Below are 20,654 nucleotides of genomic sequence, written 5' to 3'. Positions count from 1 at the left end.
TCGGGCAGATCCCATGACCGCCAGCGGGCAACTCTCACGTCCGCCAGCGGGCACCTTCGTGACCGCCTACGGGCAGTCTCTCGTGTCCGTCGTCAAGCTTGGGCGTAAGCCTTGGGGTTCCAGCCGCCGGCGACCGCTTCGCGGACGGCGAGGGAGCGGGCGTGGCGGTCGTGGCGTTCGGTGGTGTTGCGGATGATGCCGGTGCGTCCGCAGGCGACCGCGTAGAGCAGGTTCGCCGATTGGGTTGAGGCGATGAGATGGCCGGGGTCTACGCGCACGCACAGGGGTTCGTTGCAGCGGTGCTCCCCGATCGCCTCGGCGGTCAGGTGGCCGGCGACTAGGAGGGCGAAGCGGTGTGCGTACTCGGTTCTGCTGACGCCGCCTTGTCGCCAGGTGATCCGTCCGTACCCGTCGGAGATGGCGCCGGTCCAGATGTGGCATCCATTGCCCGGGGCGCGCACGACCCGGGACTCAAACGCGGCAATCGCCGCCGCGGTCGGAGGCAGTGTCGAGTCGTACGGCCTGGACCGCCTCGCGGCAGGCCGGGGCCGGGGACGGGCGTCCATTCCCGGCAGCGGGATGTCCTCGAACCATCCGCCGGAGACGGGCTCAGTGCTGTTGGTCACCGTTGGTGTCCGCCGAGGTCTGATCCGCCGCTGGCGTGTCACCGCTGTCGGCATCGTTGACCGTGTCGTCGGTGTCGGTGGTGTTGTCCTTGGCGGCGCGGATCGCGGCGCCGACTTCGCGGGCGGACAGTCCGGTCATCTCTGCCAGGTCGGCCTGCACCACACCCAGGTCCCGAAGCTCGACCAGCGCCTGGCCGAGGGCGATCTGCGCGTCATTGCGGGCGTCGATCGCCGAGAACACCGCGACCAGCTTGGCCTCGCGCTTGCGTGCCCGCTCCAGCTCGTCGGCCATCGCCTGACGAGCCCTCGCGCGTGCGGTTTGTGAACGTGAATCAGTCTTGGTAGCCGCCATGTGATCGACCCTATTGCCCTACCAACAGTGCCGCAATGCCCAACCACCATGCCGCCGTCATCGTCGCGCCGTCCTGGTCCCCGATCGCCGCACCACATCTAGCCCTGGCCGTGCTAAATCATCCTCGCTGGGGCTCGTCACAAACTGCCACACACAGTATGCACTTCTAGTGAATGACGGGAAACACCTGGTCAGGGCCCTGCGGCCTCGTGGGGCGTAGACGCCCCGCACGAGGCCGCATACGCTGGAGGCTGTGATGAGTCTGCGAGCGGTTCACGCAGGGACTGGATACCAGTACCTGCTGCGCTCGGTCGCGACACATGACGCCGACCCCGAAGGCAAGTCACTGTCGGACTACTACGCCGCCAAAGGCACCCCACCGGGGGTCTGGATCGGCTCCGGACTGACCGGATTGAACTCCGAGACCGCGACCGTCGGGGCCACCGTGACCGAGGAACAGATGGCCGCCCTGTACGGGGAGGGACTGCACCCGGACACCGACCAGAAGATGGCCGACGGCGCGCCCCTCGCGGCCTGCAAGTTGGGCCGAAGTTTCCCGATCTACACCGGCGGCGTCGAGGTCCTTCAGGCTATTGCTACTGCCGAGAAAACCTTCCTCGCCGTCGAAGGACGGCGCCCCACCGGCGAGGAACGAGGCCAGATCGCCGAAGGTACGGCCCGCCCGTTCTACACCAAGGAGTTCGGCTACGAGCACGCCTCCGGGGAAGACGTCATCGCCTGGGTCAACCGGGAACGCGACCGCGTCAAACAAGCCGTCGCCGGATTCGATTTCACGTTCTCTCCGGTGAAAAGTGTCAGCGTCTGGTGGGCACTGGCCGACGAGAACACCGCCTCCCACATCGCCGCTTTGCATCACGAAGCCGTCGCCGAAGCGCTGGCGTGGGCCGAGGACAACGCCATCTACACCCGGGTCGGGACCGGAGGCATCAAACAGGTCGAAACCGGCGGGATCATCGCCTCCGAGTTCACCCATTTTGACACCCGAGGCGGCGACCCGGACCTGCACTCGCACGTGCTGATCGCCAACAAAGTCCAGGCCCCCGACGGGCGCTGGCTCTCCCTGGACGGGCGGGCCATCTTCCAGATGCATCAGGCGATCTCGTCGCGCTACGACGCGATCCTGCACGACAAACTCACCCGGAGAATGGGCGTGGAATTCCAGGCCCACTACCCGCACCCGGACAAGGCACCGATCTGGGAAATCGCCGGCATCGACCGCAAGCTGATCGACGCTTTCTCCTCACGACGGGCGATGGCCCGCCCGGTCTACAACCAGCTCGTTGCCGACTACGTCGCAAAGCACGGCCGCCAACCCGGACAACGGGCCTCGTATGCCCTGTGGCAGAAAGCCATCCTGGATACCCGCGACGCCAAAAAGCCGGCCCTGTCGCTGGACGAGCACCGCGCCGGCTGGCGCGAGCGGGCCGCACAGATCGTCGATGAGCACGCCCTGGACACCCTCACCGACCGGGTCACCCGGCACGGCAAGGCCGGAGTCGAGCGGGACATCTTCAACGCCGAAACCCACGCCCGCGCCGTGGCCCAGCGGGCAGTGGAGGCGGTGACGGCCAGGCGCGCACAGTTCCGCCGCTCGCACGTTCAGACCGCGGTGTCGACCGCACTCAAGGGCTACGTGTTCACCGGCGAGCAGACCCTGGAACAGGCGCACCAGGCGGTGATGGACACCGCCATGGATGAGTTGGTCATCCCTTTGACCCCACCAGAAATCCTCGACCTGCCGGGTGCCCTGACCCGTCCGGACGGGGCCGGGGTGGACCGGCACGCCAACACCGAAAAGTTCACCACCCACGCCGTCCTGGACGCCGAACAGCTTGCCCTGGATGCTGCGCGTACCCCGGTCGCGGTCACCGCCCCGGCAGCGGTCCTCGAGCATGTCCTGGCCGAACACGAGACAAGCGAAGGGTGGAGCCTGAATGCCGGCCAGCGGGCGCTGGCCGGGCACCTGGTCGGGGCCGGAACCCTGCTCGCTGCCGGCGTCGGACCGGCCGGCACCGGCAAGACCGCCTCCATGAAGATCGTCGCCGACACCTGGCACGCAACCGGACGCACCGTGATCGGACTGGCACCGTCCGCCGCTGCTGCGGCCATCCTGTCCGAGGACATCGGCGCCGACTGCCACACCATCGACTCACTGACGTTCACGTGGCTGGGCCGCAACCCCAACCAGCCCGGCCGCACCCTCGCAGCCCTGCCGGTGACCATCTCCCCCGGCGACATGCTGCTGGTGGATGAAGCCGGCATGGCCAGCACCGAGAACCTGGCCGCCTTGACCGAGATCGCCGCCGAATCCGGGGCCGTCCTGCGTCTGGTCGGCGACCCCAAACAGCTATCCGCCGTGGAGACCGCAGGCCTGCTGGCCGACCTGACCCGCACCCCGGGAACCCCCGAACTGCGCGAGGTCATGCGCATGGGCGCAGACAACGAGCAAGCCGAAGCCACCCTCGCCCTTCGTGACGGCAACCCCGACGCCCTTGGCCTCTACACCGACCGGGGATGGCTCACCGGTGGCCACCGGGAGCAGATGCTCACCGACGCCGCACACGCCTTCCTGGCAGACACTGCTGCTGGCCGGCGCTGTCTGGTGATCGCCTCCACCAACACCGACGTTGACACCCTCAACGACCTCATCCGAGCCGACCGCATCAGCACCGGGCTGGTCGACGACACCCACACCATCCGCGTGTCCCGCGGTGATGCCGTCGGTGTCGGGGACACCGTCATCGCCCGCACCAACGCCACCCTCCACACCGACAACGACCACACCCCCCTGGGCCGGGTCATCAACGGCCAACTGTTCACCGTCACCGGCATCACCGACGACGGCGCCCTGGCCGTGCGGGACCAGAACACCGGCGCCGACATGCTCATCCCCGCCAGCTACGCCCACACCAACATCCACCTCGGATACGCCAGCACCATCCACCGCGCCCAAGGCGCCACCGTCGACACCACCCACGCCGTCATCGACAACACCGTCGACCGCGCCGGCCTATACGTGGCCATGACCCGCGGCAAAAAAGAAAACCGCGCCTACACGGTGTGCGAGCACTCCCTCGACCTGGGCGCCGAAGACGCCCACATGCACTCGGCCGGCGACCAGAACGCCCCCACACCCACACAGGTCCTGACCGGTGTGCTGGGCCGCGACACCCGCAACACCTCAGCCATTGACACCCTGCGGCAGGAATACACCACCGCCACCGCACCCGAACGCCTCGAACAGCTCTACCGCCACGGCGCCGACCTGGCCGCCCACACCTTCACCGCGAACACCCTGCCCGAATACCTCGACGCACTCCCCCGCACCCACACCCACCACCTCGAGGCCGACCCCGCAGCGCGGGCTGACCTCGAACACGCCTGGACCGAAGCAGCCCAAGCAGGACTGGACCCCCGCGAACTGTGGCTCGAGGCCACCGACAACCTCGACACCGCGCAATCCGCAGGCGCCGTCATCGCACACCGGATACGTCACGCGACCAGAGAAGCGACCAGAGAACACGGCGAACCCGACGCCCTGCCCACTCCCCCACCAGAAACCACCGCAGGCGATGCCGAACTCGCCACCTGGCTGACCACCACCCGCGAAAAGCTCACCAGAACCACCCCGGACGGCACCAGCACGCCCGACGCCGACGACTTCGTCGCCTCCTACCTCGAACACCGCGCCGCAGAACACGAGCATGGACCAGACGTCGAGCCCCTGGGTGCTTCTTCGGATTGGGGGCAGGCGACAGGACCGGACACCTCCCCCGACCTGTGGTGACATGCCTGGTCTCACAGGGACAGCCACCCATGGTGGTGTCAGGCAGCGGTGGCAGCCCACTGATGGGGTGCAAGCAGCATGTCGGGGGCCGGCAGCGCAGCCCGAGCCGCGGCAACAAGTTCCCACCAACTACCGGGATCGTGCTCCCGGTGCCGCTCCTGCGCGGCCATCGCCGCGCCCCATGTTGTTGCCTGTACCGGGGGGCCGGTACTGGTGACGCCGTAGGCCAATGCGATATCGACCGGGTGGACGTTCTCGGCCTCATCCGGGGTGGGAAACATGCCCCACTCGGCCAGCGCATCGGAGCGCTCCGGCTGATAGCGGGTGGTGAACCACCACACGAACACCGCCGACTGCAGCCTGTACAGACGCACCCGATCAGCGTGTGCTCCCGTCACTCCCGCCAGGGCCGCAGCCCGAGCCAATCGGGAACGGCCCTGATAGGCGCGCCCACTGGAGGTGGCCAAGCCGTAGGACTGGAGCGCAGCAATCTTGCTGCGAACCGTTGCCGCACACACCCCCAGCCGAGCCGCTACCTGCTTGACCGACAACCGTTCGCTGCTCAGCAACTCCCATACCCGCAACCCGAGCACTCCCAGCGAGCGAGCGTGCCAGATATCAGCGCGAGCACGCTCCAACTCCCCCTGCAGCCTCTGCTCTAGCTTGGCGGAAAATACTGCACCACTTCTTTGTTTCCCGCCCCCAGGTCTTCCGACCCGCCAGACTGCCGCCCAGGGGCCTGCTGATCTTTGGACCCGTGCAATCCAGCCCTGCTGGACCAACACCTTCAGACGGCTGGTCACGACGTCTCGCGTCAGGCCGACGGCGATGGCCCAGTCGCGCTCGGACAGCTGCACGTTGTCTGCGGCTGCTGCCAGGGTCCGGGCCGCCAAGCCCAGGAGAAGCAGCCGATCCTGGGCCCCGGTCTTACCGGCCCATCTGTCGGGCTGGGCGTTCATCCGGGGCAACAGCTCAGCGACGATCGCTTCGGCTGCCCGGCGGGCCGGTGAGGGCGCGGTGGTGCTGCGGGGGGTAAAGCTGGCCGCGGTGACCGCTTTGGCCCACTGGCGGGTCAACTCGGCTTCCGCATCGAATCGAGGGGTGCGCTCGCCCGCACTGGTGCGGCTAGTCCGTACAAACTCCAACCCGGGCCAGCGGTCGGTGAAAGCAGCCTCGTGCACGTCGCGATACTGCATCCGAGCGTGGGCGCAGGCCAACAGGATTGACCACCCCACCGCAGAGGCATCCGTTCGGGCACTGATCGGGGCGCGGGCAAGTGCACGTATCTGCGGGTTCAGGGGGCGCCTGGGCCCGGCAAGGCACGGGTGCCCTTGCACATCGACGTGCACAGGAATCGGGACGATCCCAGCACCGGCGGTGGAGGTGCCCTTAGTCTGAGGGGGTTGTGTCAGCCGCGTGCGAACTGTGCGCAAAACGCGCAGGGACACCGGGCGAATATGGGGATCTGTCAGGGGCATCGATGTGCCGCCGGCGCGGTGGGGTGCGCTTGGGGCGCGGACACAACCTGTACGCGAGTTGGACAGCGGGCCCCGATCCAGCGAGGGCCACGCGGCGCTGAAAGCGTCGATGATCGGTGCCAGGCGCTGCGGGGAGACGGCGGTGCTCAGCCGGATCCATACGTGGTATCCCCCACCAGGTCCTGACGAGCACACCAAGTGCTCGATGCCCGTGGCAGTCAGGGCAGCTGTGCACGCGGCGAGGTCTTTGTCCGCGGTTGAGCCGGCATGGTGGGCGTCGAAATCGAGGGCGAGGAGCCGAAACTTGCCTGATTCATCGGTCAAGTGCAGCGCGAAAGGCGTCCCCTCCCCCGGCGCGCCGTCGGTGAGGCGCCTGGTGGAGGCGAAGGTGTGCGCCTTGTGCAAGTCGACACGCACATACGGGCGCGGACTCCACGCGCACACCACAGAGTCCCACCACCAGGTGGAATCTCGGGTTGTGAGGTTATCGAGGTCAGAGCGAGACACGCCGATCAGAGCGACTGGACCATCCGATGGGTATGACTTACTCTGAGAGGTGCCTGGAAGCACAGCTCTCCTAATTGGTGAGCAACACCGAGTTTGAGCGGTAACTCGAACTCTTGACTTTCGATCCCGGTCCACCTGCCAGTGGGCCGGGATTAGTCATTTCAGGGTTGCGGGGTGTTCAACTGTTGGCCGGGCACGGGCCGGCCACCGCTTCACGCTGAAATTGCCTCCTCATCTGCAGGTGGAACTACGGCCTCGGGCAGGCCAAGATTGATGGCGGCGAGGTCAGCCAAGTACTGAGACATCGAGACGCCTCTAGACCTGGCTTCCACCCGAAGTGCCTCGTACACCTCAGGGGCCATACGGACGGGCACGCGCATGCGCTCGCCGAATGACGGTCGCCCGGGGCCCCGCTGCTTCGTCGCCATGGGAGGAAAACTCCCACACTTGGCGCCACAAATCCTATCGACACGCCTAGGTGAGGTGGAGTTTTTGGCGCCGTCTACGGCTCTGTCGGCGGTCAGCGGCGGCGGCACACCAGCATCGGTACTTACCGAAACACCAACACCGGTGCATACCGTAATACCGTCAACGGTCGAACGGTGGTTCCCGCTGTACCGCTAATGGTCCAAAGGTATTTCGGGACGTTCGGCGTGGCTGGCACACTCCTGTGCTGAGGTTTTGGTATCGAGGTAATGACCAGAACGGGTACAGCGGTATCTCGGCATAAGAGGATAGAGGTGTAGCGGGTTTTGAAGATTGCGGTAGTTAACACCAAGGGTGGCGTCGGTAAGACGACCACCGCCATTTACCTAGCGACGGTCGCGAGCGCGCAGGGCAAGTCGACTGAGTTGCTAGACGCGGATCCTCAGGGGTCCGCCACTAGTTGGGCTGAGATTGCGACGGAGGGGGGTGTGCCTTTGCCGTTTCAAGTCTCGCCCGCGAACAAGATCACGCTTTCGCGCGCATCTAGTAGCGATATCACAGTGATCGACACGCCTCCGGGTGCTGCTGACATCATTCAGGCCGCGATCGATGCGGCGGATGTTGTCGTGGTCCCCACTGCGCCGTCTGGGTTAGACCTCCAGCGCGTCTGGCCAACGTTGGAGGCTGCTGCGCATAAGCCAGCTGGCGTCCTTCTCACGAGCGTTGAGCTCGGCACTAAGCTGCTTGAGCTCACGAAGGAGGCCCTTGAATCGGAAGGGGTGTTCGTATTCGAGAATGTGATTGGGAAGCGACAGGCGATACGCCAGTCATTCGGCATATGTCCAACAAGCTTCTTCGGCTATCGAGACCTGATGGACGAGATCGTTGAGGTGACTAAATGAGTGGCAAATCGGAACCGGTGAGCCGTAGTTTGCGCCCACGGGCCGCAGCTCCCATCCGGCCGGTCTCGGAGACGTTCTCTGCTTCCGAAGCCGCACGCCCGGCCGGTCCTCGGCGTACGAAGACATCTCTAGCGCTTGATGTTGAGGTGTACCGGAGAGCGAAGATCGCGGCCATCCAGCAAGGGGAGACGGTGTCTGAGTTTATCGAGGCCGCTATCCGAAACGCGCTTCCTGAGTAGTTTCACCCAGTGGTAAACACCGTAGTCGGCAAAAAGGGATTGAGGTATATACCGCTGCATGGTTCTGGGTCGCTTTCCTGCTGGCAGAACTCTCGGCGGCCGGGCCGCGTTGACCCACTTGTGTTCCCGCGTATCGGTGCAGTCGATGACTGGATGATGTTCATGCCGTTAGTGGGCCGCCCTTGGTGGCTTCGAGATCCTGGGTAACGAGCAGTTCTAGCAGCTTCGGCTTGTCTGCTTAGGCGTTGGAACTTGCAATCGCGAGCCGTGCCGACTGCGGATCGTCGAAACGCGTCCTACCGGCGTCTGCGAGTGGCGTCTCATCGAACGCCCGGTGGCGACTCTGAGTGGGACGGAGTCACTTGTAGACGTCGCCGCGGTGCCCAATGCGCAGCACAAGTACGACGAGAGCGTCATCCTCGATGTCGTAGATGATGCGGTAGTCGCCCACGCGGATGCGGAGTTCGCCATCGCCTCCGGCGAGCTGAATCGCGCCAGGCGGTCGCGGTGTCACCGCGAGGGCCTCGATGGCGCGGACGATTCGCTTTTGCTCGGTGGGATGGACTTTGCGGAGGGCTTTGGCGGCCGAGGGCTTATAGGTGATCGAATAGGGCATCAGCGAGTGGGGTGCGCAGGTTTACAGGCCCAGTTCCGCCATGAGCTCCTCGTGGGAGATGCTGCCGCCCTCACGGCGAGCGTCGGCCGCGCCCTGAACGTCGGCCTGATCCTCCAGGGCCTGCAGTGCCCGGTCGAAGAACTCCGGCGAGACGACAACGGCGCGACGACGGCTGCCACGGCTGAGGATCTCCACAGGCGCCCGCTGTGCGGCGTCGAGCACCTTGCTCTGATGGGCGCGGAAGTTACTGAGCGTCGTGGTCACCATGACCCCAATAGTACATCTTGTACAACTCGCGGTCTAGTGGTCCGTAGATGCCGCGCGCAGTGGGATCGACTCGTCTCTCCTGATCCGCACACTTGACGGAATCTGACATTATCGGCGAAGAGGGACAGTGGCTGGTCGGCCCCTGGCATCACCGGCGGGGCGTCCGTTCGTCTAATTGGGCGAGCCGACTCCGCCTTGTCTATTAGCCAACGGTGTTCGCACCCAGCCACAGTCGCAGCATCTCGTCTCCGACTTCCTTCTGCTGCCGCTTGGTGAGTCCGAGATCCGTCAGTCGCTGCTTGACCGAACTTATCAGTTCGGTATCTGCGGTCCATGGAAGATTCTGCGTCTTTGGGGGATTGTTGCGCGTAGGCTTTGCGAGCAGATCATCGCGCGGAAACATCGTCCGCAGCCCCATCATTCTTTCGGTGGTCATCCCCACTAAACCGTCTTCTGTAGCCCAGGAGAGGATCGTGTTTCTCGCACTTTCTTTAACTCGAGATTTGTTGTGAATTACGTCATTTCTGATCTTGTTAAGATCGCCCATGAACCCACTCTTGATATCGTTCTTCAACAGTTCTTCGTCGAGGCGACGCGAGTGCGCCGCAGCCAATCGAGGCCGGTACCACTCATCCCAGATCGCGTGAATGTACGCGAACCACTGCCCGTACGTCATGATCTGGATCGGAGGGAAGCGCTCGTAGGACACGAACCCTCGCGTGGCGCTGAACGTACTCACGCCGCTGTCCATCGCCTTGTCCAAGTCGGCAACATGCACACGCCCGGGTCCTGGCTCCCTGGCGAAGGAATATTCGCCCACGTCGAAGTGCTCCCCGTCGGCCTCCTTGCGATTCGCGAGCTTACTAGCGAGGGTGTGGTGGGCCGACAAGGTCGTTGCCAACGTTGCCAAGTAGCGCGTCTCGAACTCCTCGACGACCTGTTCAACTTCTTCTTCGTCCTGCATGGCGTCGATTGCTCCGATGGCACTTCTGCACTGTGCGGCGATCACTTCAAGTTGCTCCGCCAACAGTTTGGGCGTCGAGAACGGCCCGCCGAGAAAGATGACGGCTGTCTCGAGGGCAGGATCGACGATCTCCCTAAGGTCTGCACTGTAGATTGCTCTTCTCTCACGCTCCTGCAGAAGATGGTGGAAGACCCCCTCCCGCAGGCCCTCCTTCATCGATCGCTCGGCAAATCCCTTGGAACGGGGAGCAGCTTGAAAGTTGTCCTTCGCAACCTCGATGAAAAACAACAATTGCTTGAAGTTGTGCCGCCAGAGCTCTGACTCATCACTCACCGCGCACCACCAGTACCGACGTGCATCGGCGCATATCCACATCGTCTCCTTGTCCTAGCTGCGGAGATGTCAGCATCGTCCTGACCCCGGCGAGGCGCTGCCGAGTCCAGTGGCCTCTTAGCTTCGCTGTTTCTCAAACAGGGCTTTGGCTTTGGCGCTGCGCTGCATAATTGGGTGGGAGGAATCGACGACGACACCATTTCGGTGTGCAGTGTCGAGCCACCGTTGGAGGATGGCAACTTCGCTCGCGTGGTCTTTCTGTTTGCGGTAGACGATTGCTGCCTGCTCGGTCCATCCGGGAGCGGGGCATCCGCGTGAGCAGTTCTCAGGCCGTTCCACGACGTCGATGACCTCAAGGAGAAGTTCGAGGGCTTCGTCGAGGCGGTTATCGCGTTTGAGTTGTTTGATCGGCTCGCTCCACGCACCGAAGTGGCGGCCACGGACCTGCTGTCGGGGATCGTGGCGGTGTTGCGGAGCGATCTGACTGTCGTCAGCCAAGGCGTAGGCGTCGACAGCCGGCGGGGCGGTTAGGTCAGGCAACTCCACTGAGCGGTCCCCGGCCAGCAGGAGTTCCATCTGGTGCTGGTCGATGATTGAAAGGGGCTGGCCAGCGGTTTGGAGGCGGCACGCTTCGCTGTACTTCTCCGTTGACGGTGGGTGACTGGTCTCGTCAGGCCAATATCCGGCGATGAGAACGGACGTGCGCCGGGTGACGGTCTTGTTCACTCGGGCACCGCACTGAGCCAGACGTGCCCATGCTTCGTCGCGACTGAATCCAGCTAAGTTCCCGGTTAGAACCACTGTGTGGCCGTGTAGGGGATGGGTGGGGTTAGCGTTCGGGTCCGGGTCTGGCGGGGTAGCGCTGGAGCGAACCGACACCCACGCCGGGACGCCTTTGCGAGTCGTGTTGCGGGGAGCTTCCACGGTGTCCACGGTGGCGCGGCCGAGAGTGATTCCTGTTGCGGTGACGTAGGTGTCGAGGGTGGCGGTGCCGCGTCGGTGCATTAGTTCGAGTGCTATTCCGGCAGCGGCAGCAGCATCCGCTGAGGCGTCATGGTGGTGACGCAGGGGCACGCCGAGTGCGTGGGCCACAGTGGGGAGCTTGTGATTGGGCAGCTCAGGCAGGTCCTTTCGGGACCACTGCAGTGTGCAGCCGTAATGCAGGGGCCGCCACGTCACTGACTCGGCAACGGATGCCTCGCGTAGAGCGCCGATATCGAACGCAGCGTTATGGGCGACTAGCGGTAGATCCCCGATGAGGTCGAGCATGTCGCCGAGTCGATCGCGGAAGTTCGGCTGTTGTGCCACATCGCGGGGGGTGATCCCGTGTATTCCGATGTTTCCGGCGTCGAAGCGTTCAAGTCCGGCCGGTGGACGGCATAGCCATGAATGGGTAGCAGTGACTTGGCCTGCGTTTATGACGGTCAGCCCGATAGCGCAGATGCTCCCTCGGGCGCTGTTGGCGGTTTCGACGTCGAAGCCGACAAAGCTCGGCCCGGTGGACATTGCCACTTCAGCGTGGAGCGTTGGCTCCAGCCGGGGAGTGGGGCCCTCTTGTGAGCCAGGTCTCGGTGCGAACTCTCGCACGGAAGGTGTGGCCACGGAGGGCGCCACAGGGGCAATGGTCGAACTAGAGGTGTTCGCTGGTGGCTGGTGGGTGTGGTTGACCTCGACAACGTGGTGCAGGAATTGCAGCAGACTGTCCATCTGGTCTCGCTGGTTGCGCTTGAACATCACGGTGTGGGGGTCACTTGGCGCTGCGGTGCGGCCGAGCGCTGGTCGGGGCGCACCCACGCATAGCTGAATCCACCCGTTGGTCAGCATCGACGGCTGTTTGACGTGCAGTCCAATGACTTCGCGTAGCGGGATGTCGATGCGAGTACCGGCAGCTTTGGCGATGAGCCAGTTGCGCTCGACGACTAGGTAGTGAGGCGTGATGGACACGACTGCGCCGTACCCCTGCAGTTGCGACAATTCGACCTCCTGAAGGTGATGAACCGGAGGCTATATCGCCGCTCTGACACGGGGAGGTGGCTTGAGCACATCCCCGTGGTCGCCACGTCCGTCAAGCAGGTGCCGATCGTGCGTGCCCGGAGTGCGCAGGTGGGGTACTCGCGACGGTGGTTGAGCAGAGCCTTCTCGCCGCCCGGTCCCGTGTTATGCGAGGTGGCGGCTCCAGAATTCATCGCTTGCCCAAGCTACGGGGATGCCTGCGCCGGCAAGATTCATTGCAGGACGCGTTCTCAGTAGCTCATGGAGGCGCTGGGCCCAGCTGCTGTGGGGCGATACGGAGTTGAGTACGGACTGCAGCGACACCAGCACCGGGTAGAGGCGCTTCCGGGATCGTGCCGGTAGGGCGTCCGAGTCTTTCAACCACGAGATCTTCGAAGAGGTCGGGATGGCTGGGTAAACGCCCAGGCCGACGTTCCATAGTCGCCCGTGATGTGCGCAAATGTTGCGCACACGAACGTAGGTCAACATCCAGGACTCCAATACCGCCGCGGTCAACCCGATGCTTTTGGCGATCGCCGTGCGGTCGGCGCGTTGCGCGAGATTGCGGTAAGTGCCACTTAGTTGGCCGATGGTGAGTGTCTCCACCATGAGCCAAGACGGCGGAAGCTCGGGCGAATCGTAGGTCGTCAGGTAATGCTCTAGAGCTGAGCGGTGGACCAGCGAATCTTCTCCTGCGTCGGGTGACCCGCGCAGTCGCTCGTCGCAGGTAGACCGAACGATTTGCAAGAGGCCGGCGTGCCGGCCCGGATGGCGGAAGTGTGCCACATCCATGTACCAGTGCGGATCGTTGTAGGTGTTCGCCATGTGGTCGGTGAGTGCCGCGCGGACGGCTACCTCGACCCGTTCAAGAGCGTCCATGACCAACAACCGCAGCGCCCGGTCGAAGACGTAGAGGTCGAGTACATCGTCGAAAGTTGTGCCCTCGCGGAACAGGTGATCGGGCTCGCCTTGTTGGAAGGGGATCGTATAGGGCGAGAGTCGGTAGTAGCCGATGTGACGAAGGTATCGTTCGGACCTCCCCGGATCGGGAATGTCTAAGCCGCGGTTGGAGAGGCGATCAACGAGCTCGTCGAGGGGCAGCGGCGGCTTGCCGTAGGTAAGTGAGCCCCGGGGACGGGATGGTCGAGGCATCGATAGCTCCTCCTCTGACCCGTGACAAAGAAAATCCCCCAAGTGCGCTTCTGAGAGAGGCGTGGGGGATGTGGTGACACCACCGTAGCACCCGGTCCTACTGACCGTCTTGGGGCACGGCTGCAGCAAGTCGACTTTGCCGCGAAGGGCGGACAGCGTGGAATTTCGGCACGGAGTGCTTCGCACGCAAATTCTCAATGAATCAAAATGGCCGGCACATGTGCCGATGGGGTACACCCGTGCGGGACGGCATGCCGCCGGCCATCGTTGCTGTGTCACAGGGTCCAGTTTGATACTTATGAAACGTCGTCCCGTCGGGTCTAAGATGCATTGATACAGATTCCGGGCGAAAGGGTCTTCTGGTGGCTGATCGGATCGGGACGTTGCTGAACCGTTCGGGTGACGGTGGCGAGGAGGTGCTCATCGTCAGTCGCGGGAAGGAGCGGACTCGGTTCCGGCGTCGGGACGAGTTGGGTTGGAACTTTCGGGTGGAGTCGACGGACTCAGAGAACGTCGTCGAGGTATCGCCAAAGCCGAAGCAGGCTCGCCAGGCCTCGCGTCCGCGTGGACAGCGGGTGGCGTACGTGCGGGTGTCGGCGGCGGATCAGAATGAGGCGCGTCAGCTCGAGGCGGTGGGGGAGTGCGACCGGGTCTATATCGAGAAACAGTCGGCTCGCTCTCGCGCCGATCGCGTGAAGCTCGAAGAGTGCATCGGATACCTGCGAGATGGTGACGAGCTGGTTGTTGCGTCGATGGACCGTCTCGCTCGTTCGTTGGTGGATCTCAAGCAGATCGTTGGCGAGATCACGGCTAAGGGCGCGAGTGTGGAGTTCGTCCACGAGCGGGCCACCTACGCCGCCGGCACCCAGGATCCTCGAGCGGATCTGATGCTGTCGCTGCTCGGGGCGTTCGCGGAGTTCGAGCGGGCCATCATCCGTGAACGCCAGGCTGAGGGCATCGCTATCGCCAAGACGAAGGGCAAGTACAAGGGACGCAAACGTGTCCTGGCCCCTGAGCAGATCGACAAGGCCCGCGACCGTATCGAGGCAGGGGAGGGGCCATCGGCGATCGCCCGTGATCTCGGTGTGGGGCGGTCCACGCTGTACCGGGCCCTCCAACGCCAGACTCCGTAGAGAGAGTCAGTCAGTTATGTCTGGTTTGCCGTCGGGAATTAGGGTGTCGGCCCCCTTCGTAGAAACCGCACCGATTGCAGACAGCGTGACCATGCCGAGTCCAAACTCGACCGTGTCGTTCAATTGGCCCTTCACCTGAGAGTGGGTATAAAGCGAGAGGCTGAATAGAAGAATCCAGATAATTCGACGTACCAGAGTGTGGGCTTGCGCGGGTGGGTAGCCCAGGTACACGACGAAGTACCGCTGTATGTAGTCGACAACGACTGAGAGGTTCTGGTCTGCTTCGAGTGCTTCATCAACCCCGGTGTTGGCAGTCTCAGTGAGCTCGGCTTCAGCCAGCCTGGCGGCTTGGTCGTCCAGCAACCTCCTTGCTTCGAAGAAGACAGCCTGGGCCAGCCCTGACGTCTTCAGTGAGCCCTCGAAGTCAATCGCCTCTCGGAGAGAGCCGAAGACACCGTCGATATTGGCGAGTGCCCCAACGTTGGCGAGGCGCCAATTTTCGTAGACGCTGTAAGCCGGAGTGGCTCCGAGCCCCTTCCACGCGTCCGTGTCCGCCAGGCGGGCGGTCATCTGCGAGACGGTAGGGCCCATGGTGTCGAACAGGGAGCTGGAGCCCTTGGTCCCGTACAGCGCTTCGAAGACTGTGGGTGGCCGGTTGATTAGCTTCAGTGCCTCTTGTGCCCGCCCGATAACGCCTAGTCCCGTGCCGAAGTAGGTGCCGAAATCGTTTGTTCCGGACGTTTCGATCTGCTCGCTGATCGATGGCCCCATGTGGCCGAAGCGCTGGAGTGCGGCATCAGCGAACCTCTTCGATTGCCGGTCGAGCTGTGCCTCGAGACGGGTGTTGCTCAGGAGTGCAGTGCCGGCGATCTCACTGGCCTGCTTGTTGAGCTGGTCCATTGCACCTAATCGGGGCCTGGCGAGCTGGGGAATGTCGAACGTGGGCTGACTGATCTCCGGGATCATCCCAGCGATCATCTGCTGCCGAGTCTGCTCTACGAGCCGGCAGGTCTGATCGTCCATGTAGTCCCGATAATTCACGCCGGACCCCTCCGAAGATGGTGGCCCGATTATATGTGCTGTGTACGACACACCCGAGTTAGGTGTTGGCGCTGTCATCTTCGTCGCGATGACCGCGGTAAAAGGAGCGGGACAACCCGTCATGCTCTCTCACCGTGTCCACGATGTGACCCTTGCGCCGCAAGATGTGGATTCGGGCGCTGAAGCATAACGAGATCGCGTTCCACTGTCGGTTCGTGGCGGAGCGCTGCTTCTGCGGCAGCTTGAGGATGCGCGCGTGCGAGGACTGCGGGCGGTGGCGGGGCGTCTTGATTGGGGAGGGAACTGGCGAATCCGATGGTTATCGTCAGGCTGGCGAGGACTATGACGATGACGTGATGGCCCCGGTCTCAGGGGGCGCCCATTCTTGGCTATGAGTGATCGGGCTCTTCTGGTTCGCCGATCTCCGCGTGCTCGAAGGCGATGCGATGCTTCTCGTACTGATTGTCGTCCCAAGCCTCGATCTCGTCGGAGTTCCGCTGTTTCCCTCACGAAGTAGCCGACACTTTCGGGCGCGAACGAGCGAGCAGATCCGCAGCTAGATACTAGGAAGCGGTGCCTGCGGACACGGAAGCCCGGCCAGTGGTCAAGAACTGCCTCGTCCGGCGGCGCGCTGTAGTTCACTTGCGAACCGCGAGCCGGTGGCGCGCGCCATGGGAACTCGTCAATGATGACGGGATGCAGATTAGAGCAGACCTCAGCGGCGTCACCATCGAGCTGAAGAATAAGGGCATCAGCCTGGCCATCGCCGACAACCAGGGCAACCATCGTGGAGATCTCCGGATCGGCCAAGCTACCGGCGAGTGGATGAAGGGTAAGACCCGCGAAGGAAACGGAATCAAGTTCAGCATCGAAGAGCTGATTGACCTACTCGAGTCGCTCGATGACTAGCCAGCTCAAGAGCCTTGGTGCGCTCCCCTTTACATAAGGTCTGGCTATCGGCGTTCGATCTGTACGGGGGGTCGACAGACGTTCTGAGTTTGGGTGGGCCGGTTTAGCGGGTGAGGGCTTCTCCGGCGCCGCGGAGGAATTGGCCTGACATCGCGACGGCGGGTCCTGAGCTGTCGGCGCCTTCGATGAAGGCGCAGAATGCGATGTCGTGGACGATTCCCGCGAACCAGCCGTGGGCTGGTCCGTTTCCGGTTTCGGCGGTGCCGGTTTTGCCGCCGAGGTCTTCGATGTCGGCCAGGCTGCTGGCGGAGCCGCTGGTGACGGTTTCGCGCATCATCGTCCGGAGTGCGGCGACGGTTTCGGCTGGGAGAGGGTCGGGTGTCTGGTCGGAGGTTGTGTGTTCGTCTTGAATGAGGGTCGGCAGGATCATCTGTCCGTTGTTGGCGAGTGAGGCTTCCATGACTGCGATGCCGAATGGGCTTGCCGTGACGGTGCCTTGTCCGATGGCCGCTTCGACGCGTGCTGCTCCGCCGGTGGTCACTGGTACTTGTCCGGTGACGGTGGTTAGTGCGGGCGCGTGGAAGTCGACACCGAACCCGAGTCGCGCGGCGGTGTCGCGCATCGCCTCGGGGCTGAGTTGGACCGCGAGTGCCCCTTGGGTGGTGTTGCACGATTGGGCGAATGCCGTGTGTAGCGGGACGGTGCCGAGATCGAACTCGTTGTCGTTGGGGATGGATCGTCCCTCGATGGTGGCCCGGGAGGGGCAGGCAAGGGGGGTGTCGGCTGTGGCCAGGCCGGCGTCGAGTGCCGCTGCTGTCGTCACTGTCTTGAAGGTGGATCCGGGCGGGTAGAGGCCGGTCAACGAGATGGGTCCTTGGGCGTCGGCGGCGGGGTTCTGGGCGACGGCCAGGACCCCGCCAGTGGTCGGTTCGATTGCGACGATCGTTGCTGGGGCGTCTAGGGCGTCGACGGCGTTTTGCGCGGCTGCTTGGAGGGCGACGTCGATGGTGGTTCCGATGTTGCGCAGGCTCTCGGGTTCGCGTCCGCCGAGTTCGAAGGTGCCCGAGGGGTTGATGACTTGCAGGGCCCATCCAGCGCCAGCGGTGAGGCGCTCGTTCCAGTAGTCGGGCAGGCCGGCGAAGGCCGGGGAGTGAATCCTAGGGTCGGAGGTGACGAGTCGACCTTGTTCGGTGAGGCTGATCCCGGGGACAGTCTCCAGCATGCCCCGAATCGGCTCAATGTCTTCTTGGCGAAGCGAGACCACGGTGTAGTCGGTACCGGGTGTGGCGGCCATCCCGGTTCGGATCGTCTCCGCCGTGATAGATGGTTCGATTTCGTTCAGCAGGGATGCGACTTGCGCTGCCGAGGCGCGGGAATCGGGGGCCAGTGAGACCATTGTGACCGGGGCCCAGCCCATGATTCGGATGTCGTTTCGGTCGACGATGGGCGCGGTGTACTTCTTGGTGTCCGAGTAGCCAAGGTAGCCGCCGGTGGTCGCACGAGAGTCGAGAATGGATGGTGACCACGCCACCGTGTCGCCGGGTGCGAACGTGACGATTCCTGTGCTGGTGGCGGTGTCGCCGGAAGGTACCCGCCATTGCAGTTGGAGTTCGTGTCGCGTGGTGACCGAGTCTCCGATGTCGGGGACGCGGGCGGAGATCTGCGTGGTGCCGATCCCGTCGAAGGTGCGTTGCAGGTCAGTGGCCGCAACCTCCGGTGTAGAGGTGAACGCTGCGGCCGCGACGGCGTCCTTGCGCTGGAGGGCGTCAACGAACCCGTCGAGGTTCTCCTGACGCGGATCCGAGAACAACAGGCCGCAGGACGCCAAGGGGAGTGTGGCGGTCAGGATCACGGCGAGCGTCGAGCGGCGCAAACGGTGCATGCGATTATGAAAGCCGTCGGGTTGCTGACCTGTCCAAGTGCCGCGTTCGCCGCCCGTGATTGGCGGACGTTATCGCTACAGCTGAGCGCCTGTTCGTATCTCGTTGACGAGGAGCCGCGCGATACGCCCGATGGCGGTGTCGACTGTGGGCAGCGCCGCGTCGGCGCGGGCTGCCCGGGTTACAACGCACACGACGACCGGTGGCTCACCGTCCGGTTGGACAACGGCGGTCTCGGCGCGGATCCGGCCAATGGTGCCGGTTTTGCCGGCGACCGCTGTCGATGCCAAAGGGAACCCGCTTGCGATGCGGTGCGGCCAGATCTGCTGGCCTAGGACCTCCCGCATGAACGCGCACTGCTGGGGGTCGGAGGCGGTGTTCGTCCAGATTGCGCGCATCAGCTGGCATAGCGCTCGGGCAGTGCTGTGCGAGACGTACGCGGGGTCGTAGGCGTGGACCTGGTCGGTGGCGGGGTCGGTTGCCAGCAGGTGGGCGGCGTCTTGCCAGTCGTGTGCGCCGAGTTCGGAGATCGTCAGTTGTTGCTGGGCTCTCACACCTCCGCGGATCACCGTGGTCTGGAGGTCAAGGGCCAAGAGAGTCTCGTCGAGGGCGCCCGCGGGTAGGAGGCGTTGCACTGCTTCGGCGGCGGTGTTGTCTGAGACCGTAATCATCATGCGCACGAGATCGCGGATCGAGACCTCGACGTCGTCGGCGAAGAGGGCGAAGCCGGTCGGCCCCGGCGTGTGCTCATTGGGGGTGATGGTGACCCGTTGTGTCAGGTCCAGAGTGCCGGCCGCTGCCGCGCGGCAGGCCGCCACCATGAGGTGCAGCTTGTACATAGAGGCCACCACCACCGGAACGTCCTGGCCGATACCCAGACCGGTGCCGGGCCGATCGATGAGCTCGGCGTAGCACCACCCGTCGCAACCGGCGAAGGCTAGCTCGGCACGGACTAGATCGAGCGCGGTCACGGGGTGGGGCCCCCAGTCACCGTGCGGCACACCCTGGCCAGCCCCCTGTCAACGAGGGACCTGATGTCGTGGCCGTCGGGGGTGCGTTGCCGGTCCGGGTGGACGAGGGCGCGAAAGCGGTGGTCGAAGCGGCCGGGCAGGTCCAGCAATTGCACGCCGTCGATCGTGGGGCTGAAGGCATCCACGACCGCGAACGCTGAACCGCCAGCGACCTGGGTCAGGACGTCGGCGCTGCTCGGGGCCTCCACCGGCCGTGGGTCGATGCCTGCCTCTTTGAGGAGGTCAATCAGCAGGTCCCAAGCCGCCGGTCCGGTGGCTCGTGGTGTCACGGCCAGATCCAACTGCCGAAGTTCTTGCCGGGGGATACGCGCCCGCGGATCGGAGATCATGCCCTCCGGTACGGCCAGTCGGCGTGGAAGGCGGTGCATCACCCCGCGCACGAGATCCCCGGCGGGGCTCGGATCTTCCAACACCGCCACATCGAGCTCGCCGTTCTCGACTCGCGACACCAACTCGGGTCCTTGCCCGCGGGCCACAGTCACCGACTCGACCTGGGAGCGCATCGACGTCACGGCGGCGGCACTGAGATGAGCCGGGGTGGTGGCAGACGCGCCGACGGCGAACGTCAACCCTCGGCTAGCCAGTTCTCCAGCGGCTGCCTCGAAATGCGCGGCGTCGCGGACCAGAGTGCGGGCCAGCGGAAGCAGATGACGACCCGCAGAGGTGACTACCGCGCCGTCGCGTGTCCGGTCCAGCAATCGCACCCCGAGATGGCCCTCCAGGCGTTGCAGTCCCTGAGACACCGTCGGTTGGGTAGTGCCCAGTCGGTCGGCCGCCGCGCCGAAATGACGCTCTTCGGCGACCGCGAGAAAGAGCGCACACAGGCGCGTGAGGTCAACACGCGACGAAGAACCAGAGCGAGACGACATAGGCACATTCTGCCCGACACGACCCCCCGTCACCTGCCCCGATTGAGGACTCCTATCCAATACGGGCACAGCGAGATTAGACTGCCGCCGCCCCCCGCGGGCACTGTGGCGACCGACAGCGGCGCCCCC

General features: G+C 64.2%; 16 protein-coding genes. 4 read left to right on the top strand and 12 right to left on the bottom strand.

What is annotated here, in order from left to right; genetic code table 11:
- Nucleotides 1–92: 92 nt before the first annotated feature.
- Together ACWIFB_RS16535 and ACWIFB_RS16530 are read right to left on the bottom strand one after the other, a co-directional pair.
- A complete protein-coding gene (locus tag ACWIFB_RS16535) occupies nucleotides 93–626 on the bottom strand; it encodes a hypothetical protein (RefSeq protein ID WP_454058819.1) in 534 nt (177 codons plus the stop codon).
- A complete protein-coding gene (locus ACWIFB_RS16530; RefSeq protein ID WP_454058818.1) occupies nucleotides 610–918 on the bottom strand; it encodes a hypothetical protein in 309 nt (102 codons plus the stop codon). Before ACWIFB_RS16530 ends, ACWIFB_RS16535 begins: the two co-directional genes overlap by 17 nt.
- A gap of 316 nt (nucleotides 919–1,234) precedes the next feature.
- On the opposite strand from ACWIFB_RS16530, the gene mobF reads away from it, so the two are divergent.
- Nucleotides 1,235–4,786, top strand: coding sequence for a MobF family relaxase (mobF, locus tag ACWIFB_RS16525; protein WP_454058817.1), 3,552 nt, complete (start codon nucleotides 1,235–1,237; stop codon nucleotides 4,784–4,786).
- A 38-nt stretch (nucleotides 4,787–4,824) separates the two neighbouring features.
- Here the strand turns inward: mobF and ACWIFB_RS16520 are convergent, their stop codons facing one another.
- Nucleotides 4,825–5,982, bottom strand: coding sequence for a hypothetical protein (locus tag ACWIFB_RS16520; RefSeq protein ID WP_454058816.1), 1,158 nt, complete (start codon nucleotides 5,980–5,982; stop codon nucleotides 4,825–4,827).
- A gap of 1,541 nt (nucleotides 5,983–7,523) precedes the next feature.
- On the opposite strand from ACWIFB_RS16520, the gene ACWIFB_RS16515 reads away from it, so the two are divergent.
- Entirely contained in the window at nucleotides 7,524–8,099 is a 576-nt protein-coding gene (locus ACWIFB_RS16515) for a ParA family protein (protein ID WP_033098518.1), read from the top strand.
- Between the two features lie 597 nt (nucleotides 8,100–8,696).
- Here the strand turns inward: ACWIFB_RS16515 and ACWIFB_RS16510 are convergent.
- From ACWIFB_RS16510 to ACWIFB_RS16490, 5 genes are all read right to left on the bottom strand, one after another.
- A complete protein-coding gene (locus tag ACWIFB_RS16510) occupies nucleotides 8,697–8,954 on the bottom strand; it encodes a type II toxin-antitoxin system RelE family toxin (RefSeq protein ID WP_032375740.1) in 258 nt (85 codons plus the stop codon).
- A gap of 21 nt (nucleotides 8,955–8,975) precedes the next feature.
- Nucleotides 8,976–9,221, bottom strand: a complete 246-nt coding sequence (locus ACWIFB_RS16505; protein WP_033098516.1) for a type II toxin-antitoxin system Phd/YefM family antitoxin — start codon at nucleotides 9,219–9,221, stop codon at nucleotides 8,976–8,978.
- Between the two features lie 202 nt (nucleotides 9,222–9,423).
- Nucleotides 9,424–10,518 (bottom strand): hypothetical protein, encoded by a 1,095-nt coding sequence (locus ACWIFB_RS16500; protein WP_454058815.1) that lies wholly within the window; start codon nucleotides 10,516–10,518, stop codon nucleotides 9,424–9,426.
- Between the two features lie 117 nt (nucleotides 10,519–10,635).
- Nucleotides 10,636–12,462 carry an exonuclease domain-containing protein gene (locus tag ACWIFB_RS16495; protein ID WP_454058814.1) on the bottom strand — a complete coding sequence of 609 codons (1,827 nt, stop codon included), beginning with the start codon at nucleotides 12,460–12,462 and terminating at the stop codon, nucleotides 10,636–10,638.
- A 213-nt stretch (nucleotides 12,463–12,675) separates the two neighbouring features.
- The gene (locus tag ACWIFB_RS16490; RefSeq protein ID WP_454058813.1) at nucleotides 12,676–13,662 is read right to left on the bottom strand and encodes an Abi family protein; all 987 of its coding nucleotides are present in this window, start codon (nucleotides 13,660–13,662) and stop codon (nucleotides 12,676–12,678) included.
- A gap of 362 nt (nucleotides 13,663–14,024) precedes the next feature.
- Here ACWIFB_RS16490 and ACWIFB_RS16485 point away from each other — a divergent pair, with 362 nt between their 5' ends.
- Nucleotides 14,025–14,795, top strand: a complete 771-nt coding sequence (locus ACWIFB_RS16485) for a recombinase family protein (RefSeq protein ID WP_454058812.1) — start codon at nucleotides 14,025–14,027, stop codon at nucleotides 14,793–14,795.
- A 6-nt stretch (nucleotides 14,796–14,801) separates the two neighbouring features.
- Here ACWIFB_RS16485 and ACWIFB_RS16480 read toward each other — a convergent pair whose 3' ends face one another.
- Nucleotides 14,802–15,818: a hypothetical protein gene (locus ACWIFB_RS16480; RefSeq protein WP_454058811.1), complete on the bottom strand. Its 1,017-nt coding sequence runs from the start codon at nucleotides 15,816–15,818 to the stop codon at nucleotides 14,802–14,804.
- A 714-nt stretch (nucleotides 15,819–16,532) separates the two neighbouring features.
- On the opposite strand from ACWIFB_RS16480, the gene ACWIFB_RS16475 reads away from it, so the two are divergent.
- Nucleotides 16,533–16,745 carry a hypothetical protein gene (locus ACWIFB_RS16475; RefSeq protein ID WP_378002120.1) on the top strand — a complete coding sequence of 71 codons (213 nt, stop codon included), beginning with the start codon at nucleotides 16,533–16,535 and terminating at the stop codon, nucleotides 16,743–16,745.
- 103 nt (nucleotides 16,746–16,848) lie between these two features.
- Here ACWIFB_RS16475 and ACWIFB_RS16470 read toward each other — a convergent pair whose 3' ends face one another.
- From ACWIFB_RS16470 to ACWIFB_RS16460, 3 genes are all read right to left on the bottom strand, one after another.
- Nucleotides 16,849–18,627: a penicillin-binding transpeptidase domain-containing protein gene (locus ACWIFB_RS16470; protein WP_454058810.1), complete on the bottom strand. Its 1,779-nt coding sequence runs from the start codon at nucleotides 18,625–18,627 to the stop codon at nucleotides 16,849–16,851.
- Between the two features lie 75 nt (nucleotides 18,628–18,702).
- Nucleotides 18,703–19,596 carry a serine hydrolase gene (locus tag ACWIFB_RS16465; protein ID WP_454058809.1) on the bottom strand — a complete coding sequence of 298 codons (894 nt, stop codon included), beginning with the start codon at nucleotides 19,594–19,596 and terminating at the stop codon, nucleotides 18,703–18,705.
- Nucleotides 19,593–20,525, bottom strand: a complete 933-nt coding sequence (locus tag ACWIFB_RS16460) for a LysR family transcriptional regulator (RefSeq protein WP_454058821.1) — start codon at nucleotides 20,523–20,525, stop codon at nucleotides 19,593–19,595. Before ACWIFB_RS16460 ends, ACWIFB_RS16465 begins: the two co-directional genes overlap by 4 nt.
- Nucleotides 20,526–20,654: the final 129 nt, after the last annotated feature.

This window comes from Dietzia sp. NPDC055340, assembly GCF_053645335.1.
The sequence above is the reverse complement of the archived record's forward strand: the minus strand, read 5'-3'. Positions and strand labels throughout refer to the sequence as shown.